Here is a 17,901-nt window from a genome sequence, read left to right on the forward strand (position 1 = left end):
ACACATGCCGCTTTGTGGGCAGCATGCCGGGAAAGACTCCGGTGCTGAAGGACGTCATGGCCGAAGCGATTTCGCTGGATGCGACGGCGCGGCGAGAGCCGTAAAAAATGTCACAGTGTGACGCAATATTTTCAGGTGCGCGTCGACAGGATTCCCGGCGCGACACGAGTGCAAGCATCAGAGCGGCTCGACTCCACCCGGCAGGCGCGCAACGTGCTCCAACGCCGACATTTCGATTTCAACGTCGCACGGAGGCGCGCTTGGCACGCTGGCAATGGATACTGCTGCAGTTCATCCGCAAGCTATGGGTAAGGGCGACGCTTATCGGCGCTCTCGGCGTGCTGGCGGCCGTGGCCGCCGCCGTTGCGGAGCGTTATCTTCCCTGGCGGTTCTCAGGCAGCATCGGCGCGGATGCGGTGGACAGCATTCTGACGATCATGGCGTCGAGCATGCTGGCCGTGACCACGTTTTCCCTGAGCATCATGACGTCGGCGTATGGATCGGCTACGAACACCGTCACCCCGCGCGCGACCATCCTGCTGATTCAGGACAGCGTCACGCAGAACGCGTTGTCGACGTTCATCGGCTCGTTCCTGTTCAGCATGGTGGCGCTGGTCGTGCTGAAGGTCGGCGCCTACGGGCCGCAAGGACGTTCGGTGCTGTTCATGATGACGATCGTCGTGATCATCCTGGTCGTCATCGCGCTGCTGCGCTGGATCAACCATCTCACGCTGCTGGGCCGCGTCGGCGAGACGACCGACAGGGTCGAGCAGGCGACCCAGGCCGCAATCGACGCAAGGCTCGACGAGCCCTTTCTTGGCGGCCGGGAACTCAAGGATCCCGCCACCGATATTCCGGACGGCGCCGAACGTTTGCACGCAGGTGTGACAGGGTATGTGCAGTACGTGGATATGGCGGCACTGAACGCACAGGGAGAACGGTCGGGCCGCGACGTCTTCGTACTGGCCATTCCGGGCATGTTCGTCTACCCGAATTCCGTGATCGCCTGTCTTGGTCCGGCAAGCACAGCCGGCGAAGCGACAGCGGAAACCCTGCAAGAGAGAATCAGGGATGCGATACGCATCGGCACACGGCGCAGCTACGACCAGGATCCGCGTTTCGGCGTGGTCGTTCTGAGCGAAGTGGCGATCCGCGCCTTGTCGCCCGCTGTGAATGACCCCGGCACGGCCATCGACGTGATCGGGCGGCAGGCGCGACTGCTTTCGAAGTGGGCCGAGGGCCCGCGTCTGCGGGAAGACGCGGAACCCCGGTTCAATCACGTCCATGTCGTCGCGCTCACCTCGCGGGATCTGTTCGATGACGCTTTTCGGGTCATCGCGCGCGATGGCGCTGCTTTTGTCGAGATCCAGTTGCGGTTGCAGAAGACCTTTTGCGCACTCGTCCAGATGGGCGATGACGCGTTTCGCGAGGCCGCGCGTCACCAGTCGCGGCTTGCCCTGACCCGCGCGGAAGCTGCGATGACGCTCGAAGACGACAAGAAACTGGTGAGGAGCGTGGCGGGATCCTTGGCGTCTTGTCTCGATCACGCGGTCTCGACACCGGCGGGGGAGTAATGGGGCTGCCCGCGACGACCGCGACCATCGCAACCGAACCCTGAAAGGCCACTCGACAACGGCTTGATGTTTGTCGACAATCAAGCTCTCTGACTACGGACGGCCCCGATGAGTAAAAGCATGAACATCCGTGCCCTGCATCCCGATGAGGTTGCTTCCTACATCGATGCCCTGGCCGACGTGCTCATCGACTGCGTCGAGGGAGGCGCTTCCGTCAGCTTCATGCTGCCGATCTCGAGGGAGACCGCGGTCCGCTTCTGGACGGACGTTGCGCATGGTGTCACGCGCGGTGAACGGATCCTGCTGGTTGCCGAGGACGCGGACGGCAAGGTTCTCGGTACGGTGCAATTGGTCGTCGCGCAACCGGAAAACCAGCCACACCGCGCCGACGTAGCCAAGATGCTGGTTCACCGCGACGCGAGGCGTCAAGGCATCGCCGCGCGGTTGATGGAAGCACTCGATGACTTCGCTCGTCAGGCCGGCAAGTCCGTGCTCGTGCTGGATACCGTGACGGGCGGCGATGCCGAACGGCTCTACCGGCGCAGCGGATGGCAATGCGTAGGCGGCGTTCCGAACTACGCGCTGATGCCCGACGGCGGCTTGTGTGGCACGACGTTCTTCCACAAGCAGTTGCGTTGACATGCTGCATGCGGAGATCGAAATCCCGGGGCCGGCCGGGCCGCTGAGGGGCACGTTGTTGTCGCCGGCGCCCAGCGATGTTCCGGTGGTGTTGATCGTGCCGGGATCGGGTCCGACGGACAGGGACGGCAACAATCCATTCGGCGTTCAAGCGGCGACCTATCGGCTGCTTGCGGAAGGACTGTTCGATCGGGGCATCGCGTCGGTTCGAATCGACAAGCGCGGCATGTACGGCAGCGCGTCGGCGATACCCGATGCCGATGACGTCACCCTCGACGATTACGCGAAAGACATCCGGTCATGGGTAACGGCGATCCGTAAGCGGATCGATGCGACCTGCGTATGGGTGCTGGGACATAGCGAGGGAGGACTGGTTGCATTGTCGGCTGCACAGCAAAGCGCCGAACTGTGCGGCCTGGTTCTGGTGTCCACGGCAGGGCGGCCTCTGGGGCAGGTGCTGAGGCAACAGTTGAGATCGAACCCGGCAAACGCGCCGGTTCTGAGCAATGCAATGTCGATACTCGAAGCCTTGGAGGCAGGACAGACCGTAGATGCCGGCGGAATCGATCCGGCGCTCATGCCGCTGTTCAGGCCCGGGGTCCAGCAGTTCTTGATGAGCGAATTGAACGTCGAGCCGACCGCTCTTCTGGCGAACGTTTCGAAGCCGGTGCTCATCGTGCAGGGCACGCGCGATGTTCAGGTTGACCCGCAAGACGCGCTTCTTCTAAGGGACGCCAATCCGCGAGCCGAATTGATGCTCGTCGCGAATGCCAATCACGTGTTGAAAACGGTCAATACAGAAGCTATCGACGATAACCTTGCCGCGTATTCGAACCCGAACCTTCCGCTGGCAGAGGGTTTAGTGGCGGGTATTTCTGCGTTCGTGCAACGATAACAGCCCTCATCCGCTGCGGTGATGAAGCCATCTAACGCGCTTCTAATAAATGAGGCTTACATTCATCACGTGGCAGAACGCTCAGCTCACGAGCGGACTTCTGAAGAATCTGGATGCGGGCGAGATGGTGTTGGTGTCGTCGGGCTTCCACCTGCAACGCGGCGCACTTTATTTCGCTCATTTCGGCGTTCAGGCGAAACCGGTGAGCGCCGATCATGTGGCCGCCATGCCATCCTTGCTGCCGCTGGCTTACAACCTTGCTGTTACGGATCTGGCGCTCCACGAGTACGCGGGCATCGTTCGTTACGACATCTTCAACGCGCTCGGATGGAACGCTGCGAGAACGGCGCCGGGTCAGGCGTGAGACCGGGCCTCACTGTTTTCACCCGAAGCCGTCATCATTCACGTCTCGACAGACACATACTCGACGAATCATGCTCATGGTCGCCGCACCTTTCATCGCGCTCTTTCTCGCCGTCCCGGCTGTGTGGTCGCCTGCTGCGCGATGGCTCGTCCCCGGTCTGCTCATCGTCGGCTATGCCGCGGCATTGTCCAACGGGCAACTCACGCCGCTTGCCGCCCTATCGCTCGGCCTGCTGCTGGCTGCCGCATTTGCCGTGGCTCCGCAGCGTCAGGCGTGGATGCGCTTTGCCGGGCACACCGTCTTCATCGTGCTGGCCGTGGCTTTGAGCATGCACTGGATGCCGGGTTTCAATAACCTGCGCGTCATCGGACCCGAGCGTTTTACGGCAGATGCCGTGCCGTTCACGATGTTCCTGAATCTGGACAAGCCGCTCGTCGGATTCTGGCTGCTGCTGGCCTGTCCATGGATACGGCCGCGCCATGCACCGGCGGCATCGTTGAAAGCAGGCGTGGCAGGCGTCGCGGGAACCACGATCGTCTGCTTGCTGCTTGCGCTGGCGTTGGGACTCGTCAGATGGGAGCCGAAGCTGCCTGCGTCCACGTGGCTCTTCATGTTGAACAATGTGCTGCTGGTCACGGTGACCGAAGAAGCCCTGTTTCGCGGTTATCTCCAGGGCGGCCTGTCGCGCCTGCTCAAGCGCTTCGCGCACGCGGACGTCATCGCGTTATGCGTGGCGGCGCTCGCGTTCGGGCTGGCGCATGCTCCCGGCGGCTGGCAATGGATCGTGCTGGCAACCATCGCGGGTATCGGCTATGGACTGGCGTATCGCTATGGCGGCCTGGGCGCCGCGATCCTCGCGCACTTCGGGCTGAACGCGGCGCACTTTCTGCTTTTTACTTATCCGATGCTTCAGGCGCCCGGCGTGTCGTAGCCAGTCTCCAACCATCAACCCGCGACCAGGCTCTCGTGCTGGCCAACAACTTCATCGAAATGCACGAGCTCGGGTGCAAGATTCAATTCATTGAAAACAGCTTGCACGGCGAGAGAACAGGTAGCGCGAGCGATATAGAGCTTCATGACAGATCCCGAATGAATGAGTAAAGGAAGGCCGGTCAGCAAGCGTGAATGCCTGCCGTCCCGCGAACCTCAGGCGGTTTCCTTCATGCGCTGAAGCGCGGCAACAAGTTCGCTCGGGTCAGGGCGCTGCGTGTAGTCGGGGCTGACTTCGGCGTACGCAATCTTGCCGTCGCGCGCAATCACATGGCGCGCCGGCATCGGCAGGGTCCAGCTCGGTTCGCCGTTGATTTCGGGGAGATCGACGTTGAAGCCCTTGTACGCATCGATCAGTTCGTCCTGCAACCGGAAGCGGATACCGAAGGCATCGGCCGTCTTGCCGCCTTCGTCGACGAGGATCGGATAGCTGAGCTTGTTCTGGCGTTGCGACTTCAGACTGTTGGCTGCGGTCTGCATCGAAAGGGAAACGAGCGTCGCGCCAAGCGCGCGGATCTCGTCCGCCACTTCCTCGATGGCCTGCAAGTCGAGGTTGCAGTACGGGCACCAGACGCCGCGATAGAACGTGACGACGAGCGGCCCCTGTTCGAGCATGTCCGTCGACGAGACGCGTTCGCCTTCGGCCGTGGTGAGCGTGAAGGTCGGCGCAAGGTCGCCGACCTTGAGCGATCGTTCGGCCTGGCCGCCCGCGATCAGCTCGGCAGTGGTCCGGTGAAAAATTTCGACGACTTCAGCCGGTGCAACCTTGCTCTCGAAGTGCGCCTTGAAGGCATCCAGTTTTGTTTGCAGTGTCATGATCCGCTCCTGATTGAATCGCCGGTGCTGGCGTGGAAGTCATCGTGATTCATTCGCAAGAAGGCCGGTAGAATGCGCGGATGACTTTCACTTATTCACCCGATAAATGAATGACAAGCTCTCGACCTTGCGACTCTTCGTGCGGGTGGCCCATACATCGAGCTTCAGCCGGGCCGGACGCGAACTCGGGCTGAGCCAGCCGTCGGTATCAAGGCAGATCGCCGAACTGGAAGCGGACGTCGGCGCCGCGCTCTTTACCCGCAGCACGCGGGCCGTGAAGCTGACCGACGCCGGCGCGGACTATCTGACGCGCGTCGAGTCGATTCTCGAAGCGCTCGAAGAGGCGGATCATGCCGCGCGCGGCAGTTCGGAGCTGCGCGGGCAGTTGCGGGTAGCGCTGTCGACGAGCTTCGGTATTCGCGAAGTGATTCCGCGCATCGGCCGTTTCATGGCCTTGCATCCGGCGCTGCATGTCGAGCTGCTGATGTCGGACGATCGGCAGGACCTGATCGCGGAAGGTGCGGACGTGGCGATCCGCTTCGGCACGCTGCCGGATTCCAGCGCGCGATCGCGCCTGGTAGGACGTTCCGCCCGCTTGCTGGTGGCCGCGCCGAGTTATCTGGAGCGTGCGGGCCGCCCGCTCGAACCGTCCGATCTGAGCGACCACGCGTTCGTGCTCGGGCCGTCCAGCGTGGCGTCGCTGGGCTCGACGCTCCGCAAGGATGGCCGCGAGGTTTCGTTTCGCGGCGAGGGTCGCTTTGCGACGTCCGTGAACGAAGGCGCGACGGCTGCGGCAGTTGCGGGGCTGGGGATCCTGACGGTGGGCTATTGGGGCTGCCGGAACGAGATCGCGGACGGACGACTCGTGGCGATTCTGGAGGACTGGGTGCTCGATCCTGTCGAGGTTCACGCGGTGTTTCCACCGGGCCGTGGACCACGGCCTGCCGCGCGCGCGTTGATCGACTATCTCGTGGACGAAGTCGCATCGATCTCGGCAGCACGAGCTTAAAACCCGCGCCGTACGCTTGGCAGAAGACTTGCTATACAGTCCGCCACATCGGATCCCTCATCGTCCATTCATTCATGCCGAGACCGTCGTTTTCCACTCAGTTGCTCACGCTCTGGACGCTCATCGCCGTGCTCTGCGGCCTGCTGAGTGTCGCGGTGTGGCTCATGTTGTCGTCGGCGCTGGGCGAGCGCGTCGTGACCGCGAAGCAGCAAGCCGCGGCCGCCTGTACCGCGGTTGCCTCGCGCTACGACCTGTCGATGCAGCGACCCGGCGAAACCAACGTCGACCTGATGCACGCCGTGCTCGATCTCGTGCTGATCCAGACCGAAGGCATCGAAGGCGGCTTCTGGACCAGTGAACCGCCATCGAATGCATCGAACGGCTTCATTGCGTACGCCTTCCCCACCTATGGCGGCAGCGGCGTCAAGCGCGACATTCCCGAAGCCGAGACGCCATTGATTCTGCGTGCGCTGAAGAGCGCATCGAATGCCCGGCAGTTGCAGTCCGACATCGTGTCGAGCGGCAGCGACGCCGTGCTCGCGATCGCCTGTCCGGTGCCGCGTCACGCGGACCTGTTCGCCTGGACGCTGACGCGCGCGCGCCCGCCGCTCGGACCCTACGGCGAGCGGGCCAGCGCGATTCTGGCGGGCGTGCTCGCCGTCATCGTCGTGCTGGCGCTGTTCCTGGCGCTGACGCTCAGGCGCTGGCGACGGCACCTCGCCCGGCTGGAACGTGCGCTCGCACCCGACGGCGCATTCGAGCAAGGCAAGCGGCTCGAACGTTTCGGCGAGCGCGATCTCGACCCGATCGTCGATGCGCTCAACCGCTATGGCGAGCGCGCCGAGCGCCTCAAACGCGATGCCGATGCGTTGAACCAGCAACTTGCACAGGCGGAGCGCTTCAGCACGCTCGGAAAGATGGCGGCGCAGATCGCGCATGAGATTCGCAATCCGGCGGGCGCGATGCGGCTCAAGGCCGAGAACGCGCTGGCCGGCGATGCTGCACGTCGGGAAGCCGCGTTGAAGACGATCATCGAGCAAGTAGGACGCATCGAATTGCAGGTGACGAGCCTGCTGGCGCTGACGCAATCGGTGACGGTCCACGCCCGTGAGGTCGATCTGCGCGCGTGGCTCGACGATATCGTTCATACGCACGAATCGCACGCTGAAAGCAGGCGGGTCACGCTCGGCGCCGAAGTCGCACCCGGCCCGACACAGCCGGTGTTCGATCCCGCGCAACTGGCGCGCGCGCTCGACAACTTTCTGGTGAACGCGCTCAGGCATACGCCGTCGGGATCGAACGTGATGATTCGCGCGTCCCATGCCGTGGCGGACGGCGGTGAACGGCTCAGGCTCGAAGTCATCGATAATGGTCCCGGCGTCCGCCCCGCCGAGCGCGAGCGGATCTTCGAGCCGTTCGTGACGGGCCGCCCCGACGGATCGGGGCTCGGTCTTGCCGTCGTGCGTGAAATTGCGTCGGCACATGGCGGCCGCGCCTTCCTCGCGGACGATGCGAACGTGACCCGCTTTGTGATCGACATGCCATGGCGACCATCCTGATCATCGATGACGACGACGCGTTCCGCGAAGGCCTCGCGGAAACCGTGCAGGACCTCGGCTACGCGGCGTCCGAGGCGCGTTCCGGCGACGACGCCTTCGCGCAGTTGCGCGGACGACCCGCGCCCGACTGCATCTTTCTTGACTTCCGTTTGCCGGGCGCGGACGGCCTCGCCGTGCTGGAGAAGCTGCGCAACACGCCGGGGCTGGAGACCGTGCCGGTCGTGATGCTCACCGCGCACGCAACCAGCGACAACACCATTGGCGCGATGCGGCTCGGCGCGTTCGAGCACCTCACCAAGCCGGTCGGACGGGACGAGATCGCCGCGCTGCTGAAACGCATTCTGTCGGCGCGGGTCGACACGCCCGCCGCGCGCGCATTCGCCGACGAGGCGCGATCCCATGAGCCGCAACTCCTCGGCGTGAGCGAGACCATGCGTGAGGTGCAGAAGCGCCTGGGCCGCGCGGCGAGCGGCAATTCGACCGTGCTGATCACTGGCGAAACGGGCACCGGCAAAGAGATCGCGGCGCGCGTGCTGCACCGTGCGTCGGCGCGGGCGAACGGTCCGTTCGTCGCGGTGAACTGCGCCGCCATCCCCGACGAACTGCTCGAAAGCGAACTCTTCGGGCACGGCAAGGGCGCGTTCACGGGCGCGCACAGCGACCGGCGAGGACGCGTCGAGGAGGCGCACGGCGGCACGCTCTTTCTCGATGAAATCGGCGACATGCCGCTCCCCATGCAGGCCAAGCTCCTGCGCGTGCTGCAGGAGCGGCAAGTCACCCCGCTGGGCACCAACCGGATCGTGACGGTCGATGTGCGGGTGGTCGCCGCCACGCATCGCGATCTCGCCGCGATGGTCGAGACGGGCGCGTTCCGGCAGGACCTGCTGTTCCGGCTGAACGTGATCCCGTTGCACATGCCGCCGCTGCGCGAGCGCGTCGCCGATATCCTGCCGCTTGCCGAGCATTTCCTGGCGAGCGCATCGACCGATATCGCGCGCAAGCATCTTTCAGCCGATGCACAACGCCTGCTCGCCACGTTCGCCTGGCCCGGCAATGTGCGGGAGCTGGCCAATGCGATCGAACGGGCCAGCGCGCTGGCGCCCGGACAGGTGCTGACGCGTGATGACTTCGCGTTTCTGGTCGCGACGCGGGACGGCGCGGATGAAGCGGTTCCCCTCGCGCTGCTCGAGCTTCCCCTGCCGCAAGCGGTGGCGCAACTGGAGCGCGCGCTGATCGTTCATGCGCTGTCGGCGGCCGGCGGCAATCGCGCCGAGGCGGCGCGGCGGCTCGGCATCAGCCGCCAGTCGCTTTATACGCGCATGGCGGCGCTGGGCATGTCGGAGGCTTCCGCGTAAAGCGTCAAGCAATCGGACAGGTGCTGTCCGGTTGCTTGACACCTCCACCCGGCTCGATCGCCGAACACCTTGACCCACGGGCGTTTCGCGAGTGGCATGGCCCTTGCAATTGATTCCTCGCTACGCGAAAGGAGTGAATCATGCAATCGACCTTGTACCCCCAGTTGCGAATCGCTGTGCTCACGGCCTTGCTCGCAGCGAGCGCCGGCTGTGCGGCACAACCTGCTGAAACGCCGAACCCGCCGCCCGTCGCCGGAGCGCCGACGCCGCCGCCTCCCCCGCCTCCGCTCGCCGATGCGGCTTCAGTTACGACCACGCAAGGCACGGTGGCGCGCTTCCTGACCAATCCGGATGGCGATGTCGATGGCTTCATGACCGACGACGGCACCCTCGTGCGCTTTCCACCGCACATGAGCGCGCAACTGACATCGGCGGTGCGCCGCGGCGATCTCGTGCAAGTGAGCGGACAACGCGAGGAAGGCGGCAGCTTTGCGGCCCAGCGCATCACCGACACGCAGACGGGCCGTCAAGTGATCGACGAACCGCCGATGCGCGGCGCACCGCCGATGCCCCGGGCCGCGCGCGGAGCAGGACTCTCGCCTCTGAGCGCGCAAGGACAGGTGGCGCACATCACGACCGCGCCGCGCGGCGAACCCGACGGCGTGATCCTCTCCGACGGCACCGTCATCAAACTCACGCCACCCGTCGCGCAACAGTTCGCGACACTGGTGCGTACGGGCGCGACGGTATCGGCGCAAGGCTATGGCACGAAGAATCAATACGGCACCGCGCTACAGGCAACAGCCTTCGGCTCGCCGGGCAAGCTGACTCCGCTCTACGACCGCAACGCGCCGATGCCCTGAAGCAAACCCATCACAACTTGGAGGACCATGAACATGCATTGGATCGACCCCACGAGCCTTCCGGAAACGCGCGGCAAGGTCACGCGCTTTCTGTTGAACCCGCACGGTGAAGTCGACGGTCTCGTCGTCGGCTTGCGTCAGGTTCACGTTCCTCCGCATCTGTCGAAACAGATCGCGCGTCACATCGCACTCGGCGATCTTGTTCGCGTGCGTGGCGTCAAGCCTCGCGATGCCGACATGATCGCCGCCGTTTCACTGACCACCCGAAGCGGCGCCGTGATTCTCGACGAAGGCCCGCATCACGACGGCAAGCCGCATCACAAGCCGGACGTCGAACGCAAACCGATGGACGCGTCCGGCGAAGTGGTGCTGTCGCTGTTCGGTCCGAAAGGCGAATTGCGCGGCGCGTTGCTGGACGACGGCACGTCCTTGCGCATGCCGCCTCATGCCGCCGCGGAACTGGCCGCTTATCTGATGCCGGGCGCGCATGTTCACGCGTGGGGTCATGGCGTGAAGAACCGGCACGGGCGCACGATCGAGGTCGATGAAATCGCCGAACTCGTCGATGCACCGCAGGCCGTCTGACGAGGCCGTGCCTCATTCAAGGAGCGTGTGCGATGTTGAGCTGGGTGCATTTCGGCGACCTTCATGCGTCGAGCGACGACCGCTACGAAAGCCTCGACCATCTGAAGGCGATGATCGAGCAGGTCAATCGCCATCTGGCCGACCGTGTCGACTTCGCCTTCCTGCCGGGCGACAACGCCAACAACGGAACGCCTGAGCAGTTTCATCGCATCTTCGCTGAGGTGTCGAAGCTGAAGCCGCCGCTCCATGCCATTCCCGGCGATCACGACTACGAGCCCGGCCACCTCGACGCGTTCAACGCCTTCGCCAATGCGCCCCTGCCGATGTCGCGCCTCGTGAACGGCCACCGGTGCATCTTCCTCGATGTCATCTCGGCGGGGCGCGGCGGTCCGGACTTCAGGCTGTCGGGTGCGGACTATCGGTGGCTCGAAGCAGAACTTGCGTCGTCCGCGCAGGACCTCGAACCGCCCGTCGTCTTCATGCACGCCTATCCCGGCGATATCGCCGACGGGCACGCACTGGCGTACGCGTTCGCACGCGCCAACGTGGCCATGGTCGACACCGGCCACACGCACTACAACGAGCTGCTCAACGACGGCTGGGTGGTCTATGCCGCGACCCGTTCCACCGGGCAGATCGAGGAAGACGCAGGTCGCCCGGGGTTTTCGGTGGCGGCAGTCGATGGCGGTGTGGTGAGCTGGAAGTTTCAACCGCTGGATGCCGCGTGGCCGTTCGTCATGATTACGCGTCCATCCGACTGGCGGTTGCATCGCAGCCGCTCGGTGCCGCGCCCGACCGACGAGCATTGTGTGCGCGTGCTGGTGTCCGATGACGAGATCGTGTCCGTCACCGGCAGTCTCGAAGGCATTCCCATCGAGTTTGCTCCACGCGCCGGCGAAGTTGGGATCTGGCAGGCGCACCTGCCCGCTGTCACCGCGAGCTATCGCCTGCCTTTGACGGTGACGGCGCGCACGGCCGACGGACGCAGCGGCGAAGACTCCATCGCACTTCCGGCGACGGGTCGCGCGGACAGGCATCTCAAGCATCACTCGGCGCTCGGCACCGATGCGCACGCCGTCGAACCCTGGCCGGAGCACGGCATCGTCGGCTCGCAGCTCGGGCCCAACAAGAACGGACGCCATTGGTGAGCCATGAATCCACTGTACGCGCTCGAAGGACTGAATTTCTTCATGGCCGATGTGCAGGCGGGCATCGGGCCGTTCCTCGGCGTCTTTCTTCAGGCGCATGGCTGGCTTCCCGAGGCAATCGGCACGGTCATGACGCTGGGCGGTATCGCAGGCATGCTCGCGACTTCTCCGGCGGGTGCGCTGGTCGATGCCACGCATCACAAGCGCGGCATCATTGTTGTCGCGGGCGTGATGACGACGCTTGCCTCGCTCGTGCTGTGGGTATCGCATGGTTACTGGATGGTGGCGGCGTCGCAGATCTTCACTGCGGTCACAGGTGCCGCGCTCGGGCCGGCCGTAGCCGGCGTGACGCTGGGAATCGTGCGCGAGAAGGGTTTCGACCGGCAGTTCGGCCGCAACCAGGTGGCGAATCACGCGGGCAACGTGGTCGGCGCGGCGCTGTCGGGCTGGCTCGGATGGCGTTATGGATTCGGCGCGGTGTTCGGACTGGCCGGCGTGTTTGCCGTGCTGATGGTCATCTCGACGCTGCTCATCCGGCGCGATGCAATCGATCACGACAGCGCGCGGGGGCTCGGCGGCTTGGGAGCGTCGAATCCTGAGCATGAGCATGCAAGCGGCTTTCGCGTCCTGCTGACGTGCCGGCCCTTGCTGCTGCTCGCCGCGTCGCTTGCGATGTTCCATCTCGGCAATGCAGCGATGCTGCCGCTCTATGGCCTCGCGGTCGTCGCGGCGCATCAGGGCGATCCGAGCGCCTTCACCGCGCAGACGATCGTCGTCGCGCAACTCGTGATGGTCGTCGCGGCCTGTTTCGCGAACCGACTCATTCAGCGAATCGGCTACTGGGGCGTGATCCTGATCACGTTCCTCGCGCTGCCGTTGCGCGGCTTGGTCGCTGCGATGTTCATCACCGCCTGGGGCGTGTGGCCGGTTCAGGCGCTCGACGGCATCGGCGCGGGCTTGCAGAGCGTCGCGGTGCCCGCGCTGGTGGTGCGGCTGCTGCAAGGCACGGGGCGGGTGAATGTCGGTCAGGGCGTGGTCATGACGGTGCAAGGCGCGGGCGCGGCGCTGAGTCCTGCGCTGGGCGGCGTGCTGGCTCAACACTTCGGCTATGCGAGCGCCTTTCTCGTGCTTGGCGCTATATCGACGGGGTCGCTCGCGCTGTGGCTCCTCTTCGGCACGACATTGAAAAAAGCCTGCGGCCTTGTCCGCGACGATACACACGACGCCCCTCTGACCACATGAACCCGATTTTTCTTTCATGGGGCATCGCGTTCGCCGCGACTGCCGGTGTGATCCTGCGGCCGTTCCGCTGGCCCGAAGCAGTCTGGGCCGTGGCCGGCGCGATCATGCTCGTCGTGCTCGGGCTGATTCCCGCGCAGCTTGCCTGGCAGGCGATCGGCAAGGGTACGGACGTTTATCTGTTTCTCATCGGCATGATGCTGCTGTCGGAACTCGGACGCCGTGAAGGCTTGTTCGACTGGGTGGCGGTGCATGCCGTCAATTACGCAAAGGGATCGCCGCGCAAGCTGTTCTTGCTGGTCTATCTCGTGGGCGTGGTGGTGACGACCTTTCTGTCGAACGACGCGGCGGCCGTCGTTCTCACGCCTGCAGTGTTCGCGGCTGCAAAAAAGGCGAATACGAAACCGCTTCCCTTGCTGTACGTATGCGCGTTCATCGCGAATGCGGCGAGCTTCGTCCTGCCGATATCCAACCCCGCGAACCTCGTGCTTTATGCGAATCACACGCCGGCGCTTGGTTTATGGGTTGCGCGATTTGCGTTGCCATCGGCGTTGTCGATCATCGTTACGTTCGTGATGTTGCGGTGGACACAGCGCGCGAATCTGAGTGGTTCGTGCGCGCGTGATCTGCCGGTTGAACCGCTCAGCACGAACGGCAAACTCACGCTGGCGAGCATGGGTGTGACGGCGGTTGCGCTGCTGGTCGTCTCGGCATTCGATCTGCAACTCGGGCTGCCTACTGCGGTACTCGGCATTCTCACGACGATGATCGTGTTGATCAAGGAACGCCAGTCACCTGTGGAACTTGTCAGCGACATATCGTGGAGCGTATTGCCGCTCGTCGCGGGGCTTTTCGTATTGGTCGAGGTGCTCGATCATACGGGCGTCATACGCGAACTTTCGGCGCTACTGCGACAGGCAAGCCAGCAGAATCAGCCGATGGCCGCGGCGGTATCGGGGCTTGTCATCGCGTTCGGCAGCAACGCGATCAATAACCTGCCCGCCGGACTCATCGCGAGCGCGACGGCCTTGCAGGCGCACAGCCCGGAACGCGTCATCGATGCGCTGCTGATCGGCGTCGATCTTGGACCGAATCTTTCGATCACCGGCTCGCTCGCGACAATTCTCTGGCTGTCGTCGATTCGACGCGAAGGCGAGGAAGTGAGCTTCATGCAGTTCCTGAAGGTTGGGTTTGTTGTGATGGTTCCGGCGCTTGTTCTGGCGCTTGGATGTCGGCTCTTGTTTGCACATTGATCGTTGCCTTGCCTACGGAGACATGAAACATGAGCAGCGCATGGATTTATCCCTTCATCATCCTTGGCGGCATTCTTCAGGCTGCAGGCGCTCCGATCAACGGGCAACTCAAAGGCGCGTTGGTCAATCCGTGGCTTGCGTCGAGTGTGTCGTTTCTGCTTGTGACGTTTCTGGCTATTGCCATGTTCTGGATTCAGCCGGTGCCATTGCCCACGCTGGATGACCTGCGCAGCATGAAATGGTGGGCACCGCTCGGCGGGATCGTGGGGGCGGTCGCGGTGTTTGCTGGACTGACCTTGGTGCAGAAGGTCGGTGTCGGGACGCTCAACGGGTTGACGATCTGCGCGAACCTCGTGGCTTCGGTTGCGATCGATCACTTTGGGTTGATTGGGGTCGCGGAGCATCCGTTGGGGTGGATGCGAGCGATTGGGACGGGGTTGATGGTCGTGGGGGTGGGGATGGTCATGCGGTTTTGAGGGCGTGGCGGAGATGGACTTTCAGGTCGGCGGTGGCGCGCTCGTCGCTCGATCTGGCGCGTCGGGCTGTAGAGGCTCTTGAGTTGGCATGCATGCCGCGTGATGCCGTGGCTTGGGGTGTGTGATAGCGTCGTGTGCGTATTTACCTGGTTCACGGAGTGGCGGGTTCTGGCCAGCTCCGGCCGTTTGGCAACGCTCCGACACGGTCATTCGAGCGGCCGGTCACCCTACGTAAGAGTCATACGAAGGGGCCGAGTATCGAGCTTTGGCGCGAAGTGCAAAGCGCCATGCGTATCGTGCAGGGGTCAGCGCGCCTTCAGTGCGTCGACATCCTGACGCAGAACCCGCCGCGCGAACATCGCGAAACTCGCCTTGACCACGTTCGGCTGCAACAGGAAATCATGCGATTCCTTCGCCAGTACCGGGTTCAGTTCCGCAATCGGTCCAAGTGTTTCCGCGCGAATCTGGTTGCGCGCGGCACGCTCGATCAGCAGCGAGAGATAGGCGGTCTCCTCGATCGACGACGTCGCCGCCAGAAAGCCGTGATGCGCGAGCAGGATCGACCGGCGGCTGCCAAGCGCCGACGAAATGATCTCGCCTTCATCGTCCGCGATCGGTAAGCCCGGCCATTCCTTGAGGAACGCGCAATCGTCGAAGAAGGGCGTGGCGTCCATGTGCGCGACACGCAACGGGCGGCCGGTCATCGACAGCGTGGAGACATAGGGCGGATGCGTGTGAACGATACTTTTCACATCCGGCCGGCGCCGATACACCCACATATGAAACCGCACCGCCGGATTCGGCATGCCGACGCCTTCGATCACACGCAGCGATTCGTCGATATGCATGACATGGCGCGGTTCGACTTCATCGAACGCCACCGCGAGCGGCGTGGTCAGATAGGTGCCGTCGTCGCGGCGCACGGTGATCTGTCCGGCCAGCGTCTCCGAGTGATTTTCCATCGCCAGCATGCGGCACGTCAGCACCACTTTCTCGCGCTCGGTCCAGTTGCCCGTGTCCAGCCGCGCGGCCATCTCGCTGACGGCGTGTTCGGTCACTGCCTGCTTTGCTTCAGTCAACATCATCAGTCTCCAACAGGGATTCGCGTGGCTCTGATCGAGCATACGCGGATTCGTCTGGTCAGTTCGCCCGCTGGCCTGCCGGCTGCGGCAAGCCTTTCATCGTGACATAACCGGGCAGCGCGGTGATGCGCTCGATCCAGGCGGTCGCGTTCGGATAATCATCGAGCGGCAAATGGCCTTCGCGCGACAGGCCGACATACGGCATGCACGCGAGGTCCGCGATCGTGGGCCGATCGGCCGCCAGCCATGCGTGCTGCGCGAGATAGGCATCGAGCACGCCCAGCACGCGCTTGCCCTTCGCGCTCACCGCTTCGATATCCACCTTCTCGCCGAGCAGGTAGTACAGCCGCGCCGGTTGCAGGCTGTTGCCGATTTCATTCGCCGCGAACGACAGCCATTGCGCGACGCGCGCATGGGTTCGAGACGTATCGCCGAGCCATTGCGGCGCGTGACGGTGCGCGAGATAGGTAAGGATCGACTGGCTGTCGCAGACGAGGTAGCCGTCATCGTCCAGTGCGGGAATCTGCCGTAACGGGTTGATGTCGCCGAACCACGGCGCATGATGCGCTTCGTTCGGCACGTCGACGAATTCGCTGCGATACGGTAGACCGATCATGGCAAGCAGCATCCGGACCTTGTGGCAGTTGCCGGACAGCGGATGGTCGTAGAGTGTCATCATCGCGATGGATTCCGGAGTGGCATTCGGGTTAGTCGGAAGAGGTGGGTTTCATCAGCCAGGCACTCAGCGCGCCGATCAGTCCCAGCGCGCTCAGGTAGATGCCGACCGAGCCGATACCGCCCAGATGCTTGACGAGCGAGGCGGCGATCAGCGGCGCGAGGCCGCCGCCGAGTGCAGCGGCAACCTGAATGCCCATCGAAATGCCGGAGTAGCGCAACTCGGGCGGAAACTGCGCGGCATACAGGCTCGATTGCGGTCCGAAGATGATCGCGTAGTTCAGCGCGAGCGCCGTAATGGCCGCGAGCGTATAGAGCGTGAGCGAGCCGGTGCCCATTGCGTGGAAGAGCGGCACGGCCATCACGGCGAGCAACAGCGTGCCGATGATATACAGCCGCCGCGCGCCGATCCTGTCGCCCAGCCAGCCGAACAGCGGAATGGTGAAGATCTGCACGAGCGAGCCGAGCAGCACGGCATTCAGTGCGTTGGCGCGGGTAAAGCCGAGATTGCCGGTGGCATAGGAAATCGAGAACACGATGATCGTGTACACCAGCGTCACTTCCGCAAGCTTGCCGCCGATCGCCAGCAACAGCGGCCGCATGTGCGAGACGAGCACGTCGCGGGCGGGAATCGACGCCACCTTGTGCTGGGTCTTGACGGCCTTGAAATCGGGCGTCTCTTCCACCTTCATGCGAATGAACACGCCGATCGCGATGAGCGCGGCGCTCGCAAGAAACGGGATGCGCCAGCCCCATGCCATGAAGCTCGCGTTGGGCAGCATGTTCACCAGCGCGAAGGCGCCAGTGGACAGCAGGATGCCGATCGGCGCGCCGGCTTGCGGCAGGCTGCCATAGAACGACTTCGCGCCCGCCGGCGCGTGCTCGACGGCCATCAGCACGGCGCCGCCCAGTTCGCCGCCGAACGACACGCCCTGGCCGATCCGCAGCAGCACGAGCAGGACCGCCGCCCAGATGCCGATGGACTCGTAGGTGGGCAGCAGGCCGATGAGCGTCGTGCAGATGCCCATCAACACCAGACTCCAGATCAGTATGGATTTGCGGCCAATCTTGTCGCCGAAATGGCCGAAGATGATGCCGCCGAGCGGCCGTGCAAAGAGACCCGCCGCGAACGCGCCGAATGCGGCGAGCGTGCCGGTCGCCGGATCAAGACTTGGAAAGAACAGCTTGTTGAAGACGAGTGCCGCGGCCGTGCCGTAGGCCAGAAAATCGAACGCTTCGATGGCCGTGCCCGCCATCGAGGCCGCTGCCACCCGCACCATCCGCCGATCCGCCGGCGCACTGGCCCGCGCGGGACTTGCCGCATTCTGTTCCACCGTGTCCATCGCCTCTCCCTGTCGCGTCGTGCTGCCTTTTTTGCC

General features: G+C 64.0%; 19 protein-coding genes. 14 read left to right on the forward strand and 5 right to left on the reverse strand.

Annotated features, from left to right (window positions below):
* Nucleotides 1-260 precede the first annotated feature (260 nt).
* From QCE62_RS20490 to QCE62_RS20510, 5 genes are all read left to right on the forward strand, one after another.
* The gene (locus tag QCE62_RS20490) at nt 261-1,574 is read left to right on the forward strand and encodes a DUF2254 domain-containing protein (RefSeq protein ID WP_309922448.1); all 1,314 of its coding nucleotides are present in this window, start codon (nt 261-263) and stop codon (nt 1,572-1,574) included.
* Nucleotides 1,575-1,694: 120 nt separating this feature from the next.
* Complete coding sequence (locus QCE62_RS20495; RefSeq protein ID WP_404987379.1) at nt 1,695-2,213, forward strand: GNAT family N-acetyltransferase; 519 nt, start codon at nt 1,695-1,697, stop codon at nt 2,211-2,213.
* 1 nt (nt 2,214) lies between these two features.
* The gene (locus tag QCE62_RS20500; RefSeq protein ID WP_309922453.1) at nt 2,215-3,108 is read left to right on the forward strand and encodes an alpha/beta fold hydrolase; all 894 of its coding nucleotides are present in this window, start codon (nt 2,215-2,217) and stop codon (nt 3,106-3,108) included.
* 49 nt (nt 3,109-3,157) lie between these two features.
* A complete protein-coding gene (locus QCE62_RS20505; RefSeq protein WP_409017881.1) occupies nt 3,158-3,472 on the forward strand; it encodes a YdcF family protein in 315 nt (104 codons plus the stop codon).
* Between the two features lie 76 nt (nt 3,473-3,548).
* Complete coding sequence (locus tag QCE62_RS20510) at nt 3,549-4,403, forward strand: CPBP family intramembrane glutamic endopeptidase (RefSeq protein ID WP_309922456.1); 855 nt, start codon at nt 3,549-3,551, stop codon at nt 4,401-4,403.
* Between the two features lie 14 nt (nt 4,404-4,417).
* Here QCE62_RS20510 and QCE62_RS20515 read toward each other — a convergent pair whose 3' ends face one another.
* On the reverse strand, nt 4,418-4,549 hold the full coding sequence (locus QCE62_RS20515; protein WP_309922459.1) for a hypothetical protein: 132 nt from the start codon (nt 4,547-4,549) through the stop codon (nt 4,418-4,420).
* A 69-nt stretch (nt 4,550-4,618) separates the two neighbouring features.
* Complete coding sequence (locus tag QCE62_RS20520; RefSeq protein WP_309922462.1) at nt 4,619-5,278, reverse strand: peroxiredoxin-like family protein; 660 nt, start codon at nt 5,276-5,278, stop codon at nt 4,619-4,621.
* 106 nt (nt 5,279-5,384) lie between these two features.
* Here QCE62_RS20520 and QCE62_RS20525 point away from each other — a divergent pair, with 106 nt between their 5' ends.
* The 9 genes from QCE62_RS20525 to QCE62_RS20565 all read left to right on the forward strand — a co-directional run bounded on the left by QCE62_RS20525 (nt 5,385) and on the right by QCE62_RS20565 (nt 14,765).
* Nucleotides 5,385-6,287 carry a LysR substrate-binding domain-containing protein gene (locus QCE62_RS20525; RefSeq protein WP_309922465.1) on the forward strand — a complete coding sequence of 301 codons (903 nt, stop codon included), beginning with the start codon at nt 5,385-5,387 and terminating at the stop codon, nt 6,285-6,287.
* Between the two features lie 74 nt (nt 6,288-6,361).
* Complete coding sequence (locus QCE62_RS20530; RefSeq protein ID WP_309922467.1) at nt 6,362-7,846, forward strand: HAMP domain-containing sensor histidine kinase; 1,485 nt, start codon at nt 6,362-6,364, stop codon at nt 7,844-7,846.
* Complete coding sequence (locus QCE62_RS20535; RefSeq protein ID WP_309922470.1) at nt 7,831-9,201, forward strand: sigma-54 dependent transcriptional regulator; 1,371 nt, start codon at nt 7,831-7,833, stop codon at nt 9,199-9,201. The genes QCE62_RS20530 and QCE62_RS20535 overlap by 16 nt, the downstream gene beginning before the upstream one ends.
* A gap of 140 nt (nt 9,202-9,341) precedes the next feature.
* Entirely contained in the window at nt 9,342-10,064 is a 723-nt protein-coding gene (locus QCE62_RS20540; protein ID WP_309922474.1) for a hypothetical protein, read from the forward strand.
* 33 nt (nt 10,065-10,097) lie between these two features.
* On the forward strand, nt 10,098-10,649 hold the full coding sequence (locus tag QCE62_RS20545) for a hypothetical protein (RefSeq protein ID WP_309922476.1): 552 nt from the start codon (nt 10,098-10,100) through the stop codon (nt 10,647-10,649).
* 32 nt (nt 10,650-10,681) lie between these two features.
* Nucleotides 10,682-11,797 carry a metallophosphoesterase gene (locus QCE62_RS20550; RefSeq protein ID WP_309922479.1) on the forward strand — a complete coding sequence of 372 codons (1,116 nt, stop codon included), beginning with the start codon at nt 10,682-10,684 and terminating at the stop codon, nt 11,795-11,797.
* 3 nt (nt 11,798-11,800) lie between these two features.
* A complete protein-coding gene (locus QCE62_RS20555; protein WP_309922482.1) occupies nt 11,801-13,039 on the forward strand; it encodes an MFS transporter in 1,239 nt (412 codons plus the stop codon).
* Complete coding sequence (locus QCE62_RS20560) at nt 13,036-14,289, forward strand: arsenic transporter (RefSeq protein WP_309922486.1); 1,254 nt, start codon at nt 13,036-13,038, stop codon at nt 14,287-14,289. Before QCE62_RS20555 ends, QCE62_RS20560 begins: the two co-directional genes overlap by 4 nt.
* 29 nt (nt 14,290-14,318) lie before the next feature.
* Nucleotides 14,319-14,765: a DMT family transporter gene (locus tag QCE62_RS20565; RefSeq protein ID WP_309922490.1), complete on the forward strand. Its 447-nt coding sequence runs from the start codon at nt 14,319-14,321 to the stop codon at nt 14,763-14,765.
* A 305-nt stretch (nt 14,766-15,070) separates the two neighbouring features.
* Here QCE62_RS20565 and QCE62_RS20570 read toward each other — a convergent pair whose 3' ends face one another.
* Genes QCE62_RS20570 through QCE62_RS20580 form a run of 3 tightly spaced genes read right to left on the reverse strand, consistent with a single transcriptional unit; the run spans nt 15,071 to nt 17,865 of the window.
* Nucleotides 15,071-15,847: an aldolase gene (locus QCE62_RS20570; protein ID WP_309922493.1), complete on the reverse strand. Its 777-nt coding sequence runs from the start codon at nt 15,845-15,847 to the stop codon at nt 15,071-15,073.
* Nucleotides 15,848-15,905: 58 nt separating this feature from the next.
* Nucleotides 15,906-16,526 carry a glutathione S-transferase family protein gene (locus tag QCE62_RS20575; protein WP_309922495.1) on the reverse strand — a complete coding sequence of 207 codons (621 nt, stop codon included), beginning with the start codon at nt 16,524-16,526 and terminating at the stop codon, nt 15,906-15,908.
* Nucleotides 16,527-16,554: 28 nt separating this feature from the next.
* The gene (locus QCE62_RS20580; protein WP_309922497.1) at nt 16,555-17,865 is read right to left on the reverse strand and encodes an MFS transporter; all 1,311 of its coding nucleotides are present in this window, start codon (nt 17,863-17,865) and stop codon (nt 16,555-16,557) included.
* Nucleotides 17,866-17,901 lie beyond the last annotated feature (36 nt).

This window comes from Caballeronia sp. LZ033 (genome assembly GCF_031451265.1).
Lineage (GTDB): Bacteria > Pseudomonadota > Gammaproteobacteria > Burkholderiales > Burkholderiaceae > Caballeronia.

What these genes read in the sequence shown, in the direction of transcription:
- QCE62_RS20495 (WP_404987379.1), top strand. Translation starts at nt 1,695, where the DNA reads ATGAACATCCGTGCCCTGCATCCCGATGAGGTTGCTTCCTACATCGAT.
- QCE62_RS20500 (WP_309922453.1), top strand. Translation starts at nt 2,215, where the DNA reads ATGCTGCATGCGGAGATCGAAATCCCGGGGCCGGCCGGGCCGCTGAGG.
- QCE62_RS20505 (WP_409017881.1), top strand. Translation starts at nt 3,158, where the DNA reads ATGAGGCTTACATTCATCACGTGGCAGAACGCTCAGCTCACGAGCGGA.
- QCE62_RS20510 (WP_309922456.1), top strand. Translation starts at nt 3,549, where the DNA reads ATGGTCGCCGCACCTTTCATCGCGCTCTTTCTCGCCGTCCCGGCTGTG.
- QCE62_RS20515 (WP_309922459.1), bottom strand. Translation starts at nt 4,549, where the DNA reads ATGAAGCTCTATATCGCTCGCGCTACCTGTTCTCTCGCCGTGCAAGCT.
- QCE62_RS20520 (WP_309922462.1), bottom strand. Translation starts at nt 5,278, where the DNA reads ATGACACTGCAAACAAAACTGGATGCCTTCAAGGCGCACTTCGAGAGC.
- QCE62_RS20525 (WP_309922465.1), top strand. Translation starts at nt 5,385, where the DNA reads ATGAATGACAAGCTCTCGACCTTGCGACTCTTCGTGCGGGTGGCCCAT.
- QCE62_RS20530 (WP_309922467.1), top strand. Translation starts at nt 6,362, where the DNA reads ATGCCGAGACCGTCGTTTTCCACTCAGTTGCTCACGCTCTGGACGCTC.
- QCE62_RS20535 (WP_309922470.1), top strand. Translation starts at nt 7,831, where the DNA reads ATGGCGACCATCCTGATCATCGATGACGACGACGCGTTCCGCGAAGGC.
- QCE62_RS20540 (WP_309922474.1), top strand. Translation starts at nt 9,342, where the DNA reads ATGCAATCGACCTTGTACCCCCAGTTGCGAATCGCTGTGCTCACGGCC.
- QCE62_RS20545 (WP_309922476.1), top strand. Translation starts at nt 10,098, where the DNA reads ATGCATTGGATCGACCCCACGAGCCTTCCGGAAACGCGCGGCAAGGTC.
- QCE62_RS20550 (WP_309922479.1), top strand. Translation starts at nt 10,682, where the DNA reads ATGTTGAGCTGGGTGCATTTCGGCGACCTTCATGCGTCGAGCGACGAC.
- QCE62_RS20555 (WP_309922482.1), top strand. Translation starts at nt 11,801, where the DNA reads ATGAATCCACTGTACGCGCTCGAAGGACTGAATTTCTTCATGGCCGAT.
- QCE62_RS20560 (WP_309922486.1), top strand. Translation starts at nt 13,036, where the DNA reads ATGAACCCGATTTTTCTTTCATGGGGCATCGCGTTCGCCGCGACTGCC.
- QCE62_RS20565 (WP_309922490.1), top strand. Translation starts at nt 14,319, where the DNA reads ATGAGCAGCGCATGGATTTATCCCTTCATCATCCTTGGCGGCATTCTT.
- QCE62_RS20570 (WP_309922493.1), bottom strand. Translation starts at nt 15,847, where the DNA reads ATGTTGACTGAAGCAAAGCAGGCAGTGACCGAACACGCCGTCAGCGAG.
- QCE62_RS20575 (WP_309922495.1), bottom strand. Translation starts at nt 16,526, where the DNA reads ATGATGACACTCTACGACCATCCGCTGTCCGGCAACTGCCACAAGGTC.
- QCE62_RS20580 (WP_309922497.1), bottom strand. Translation starts at nt 17,865, where the DNA reads ATGGACACGGTGGAACAGAATGCGGCAAGTCCCGCGCGGGCCAGTGCG.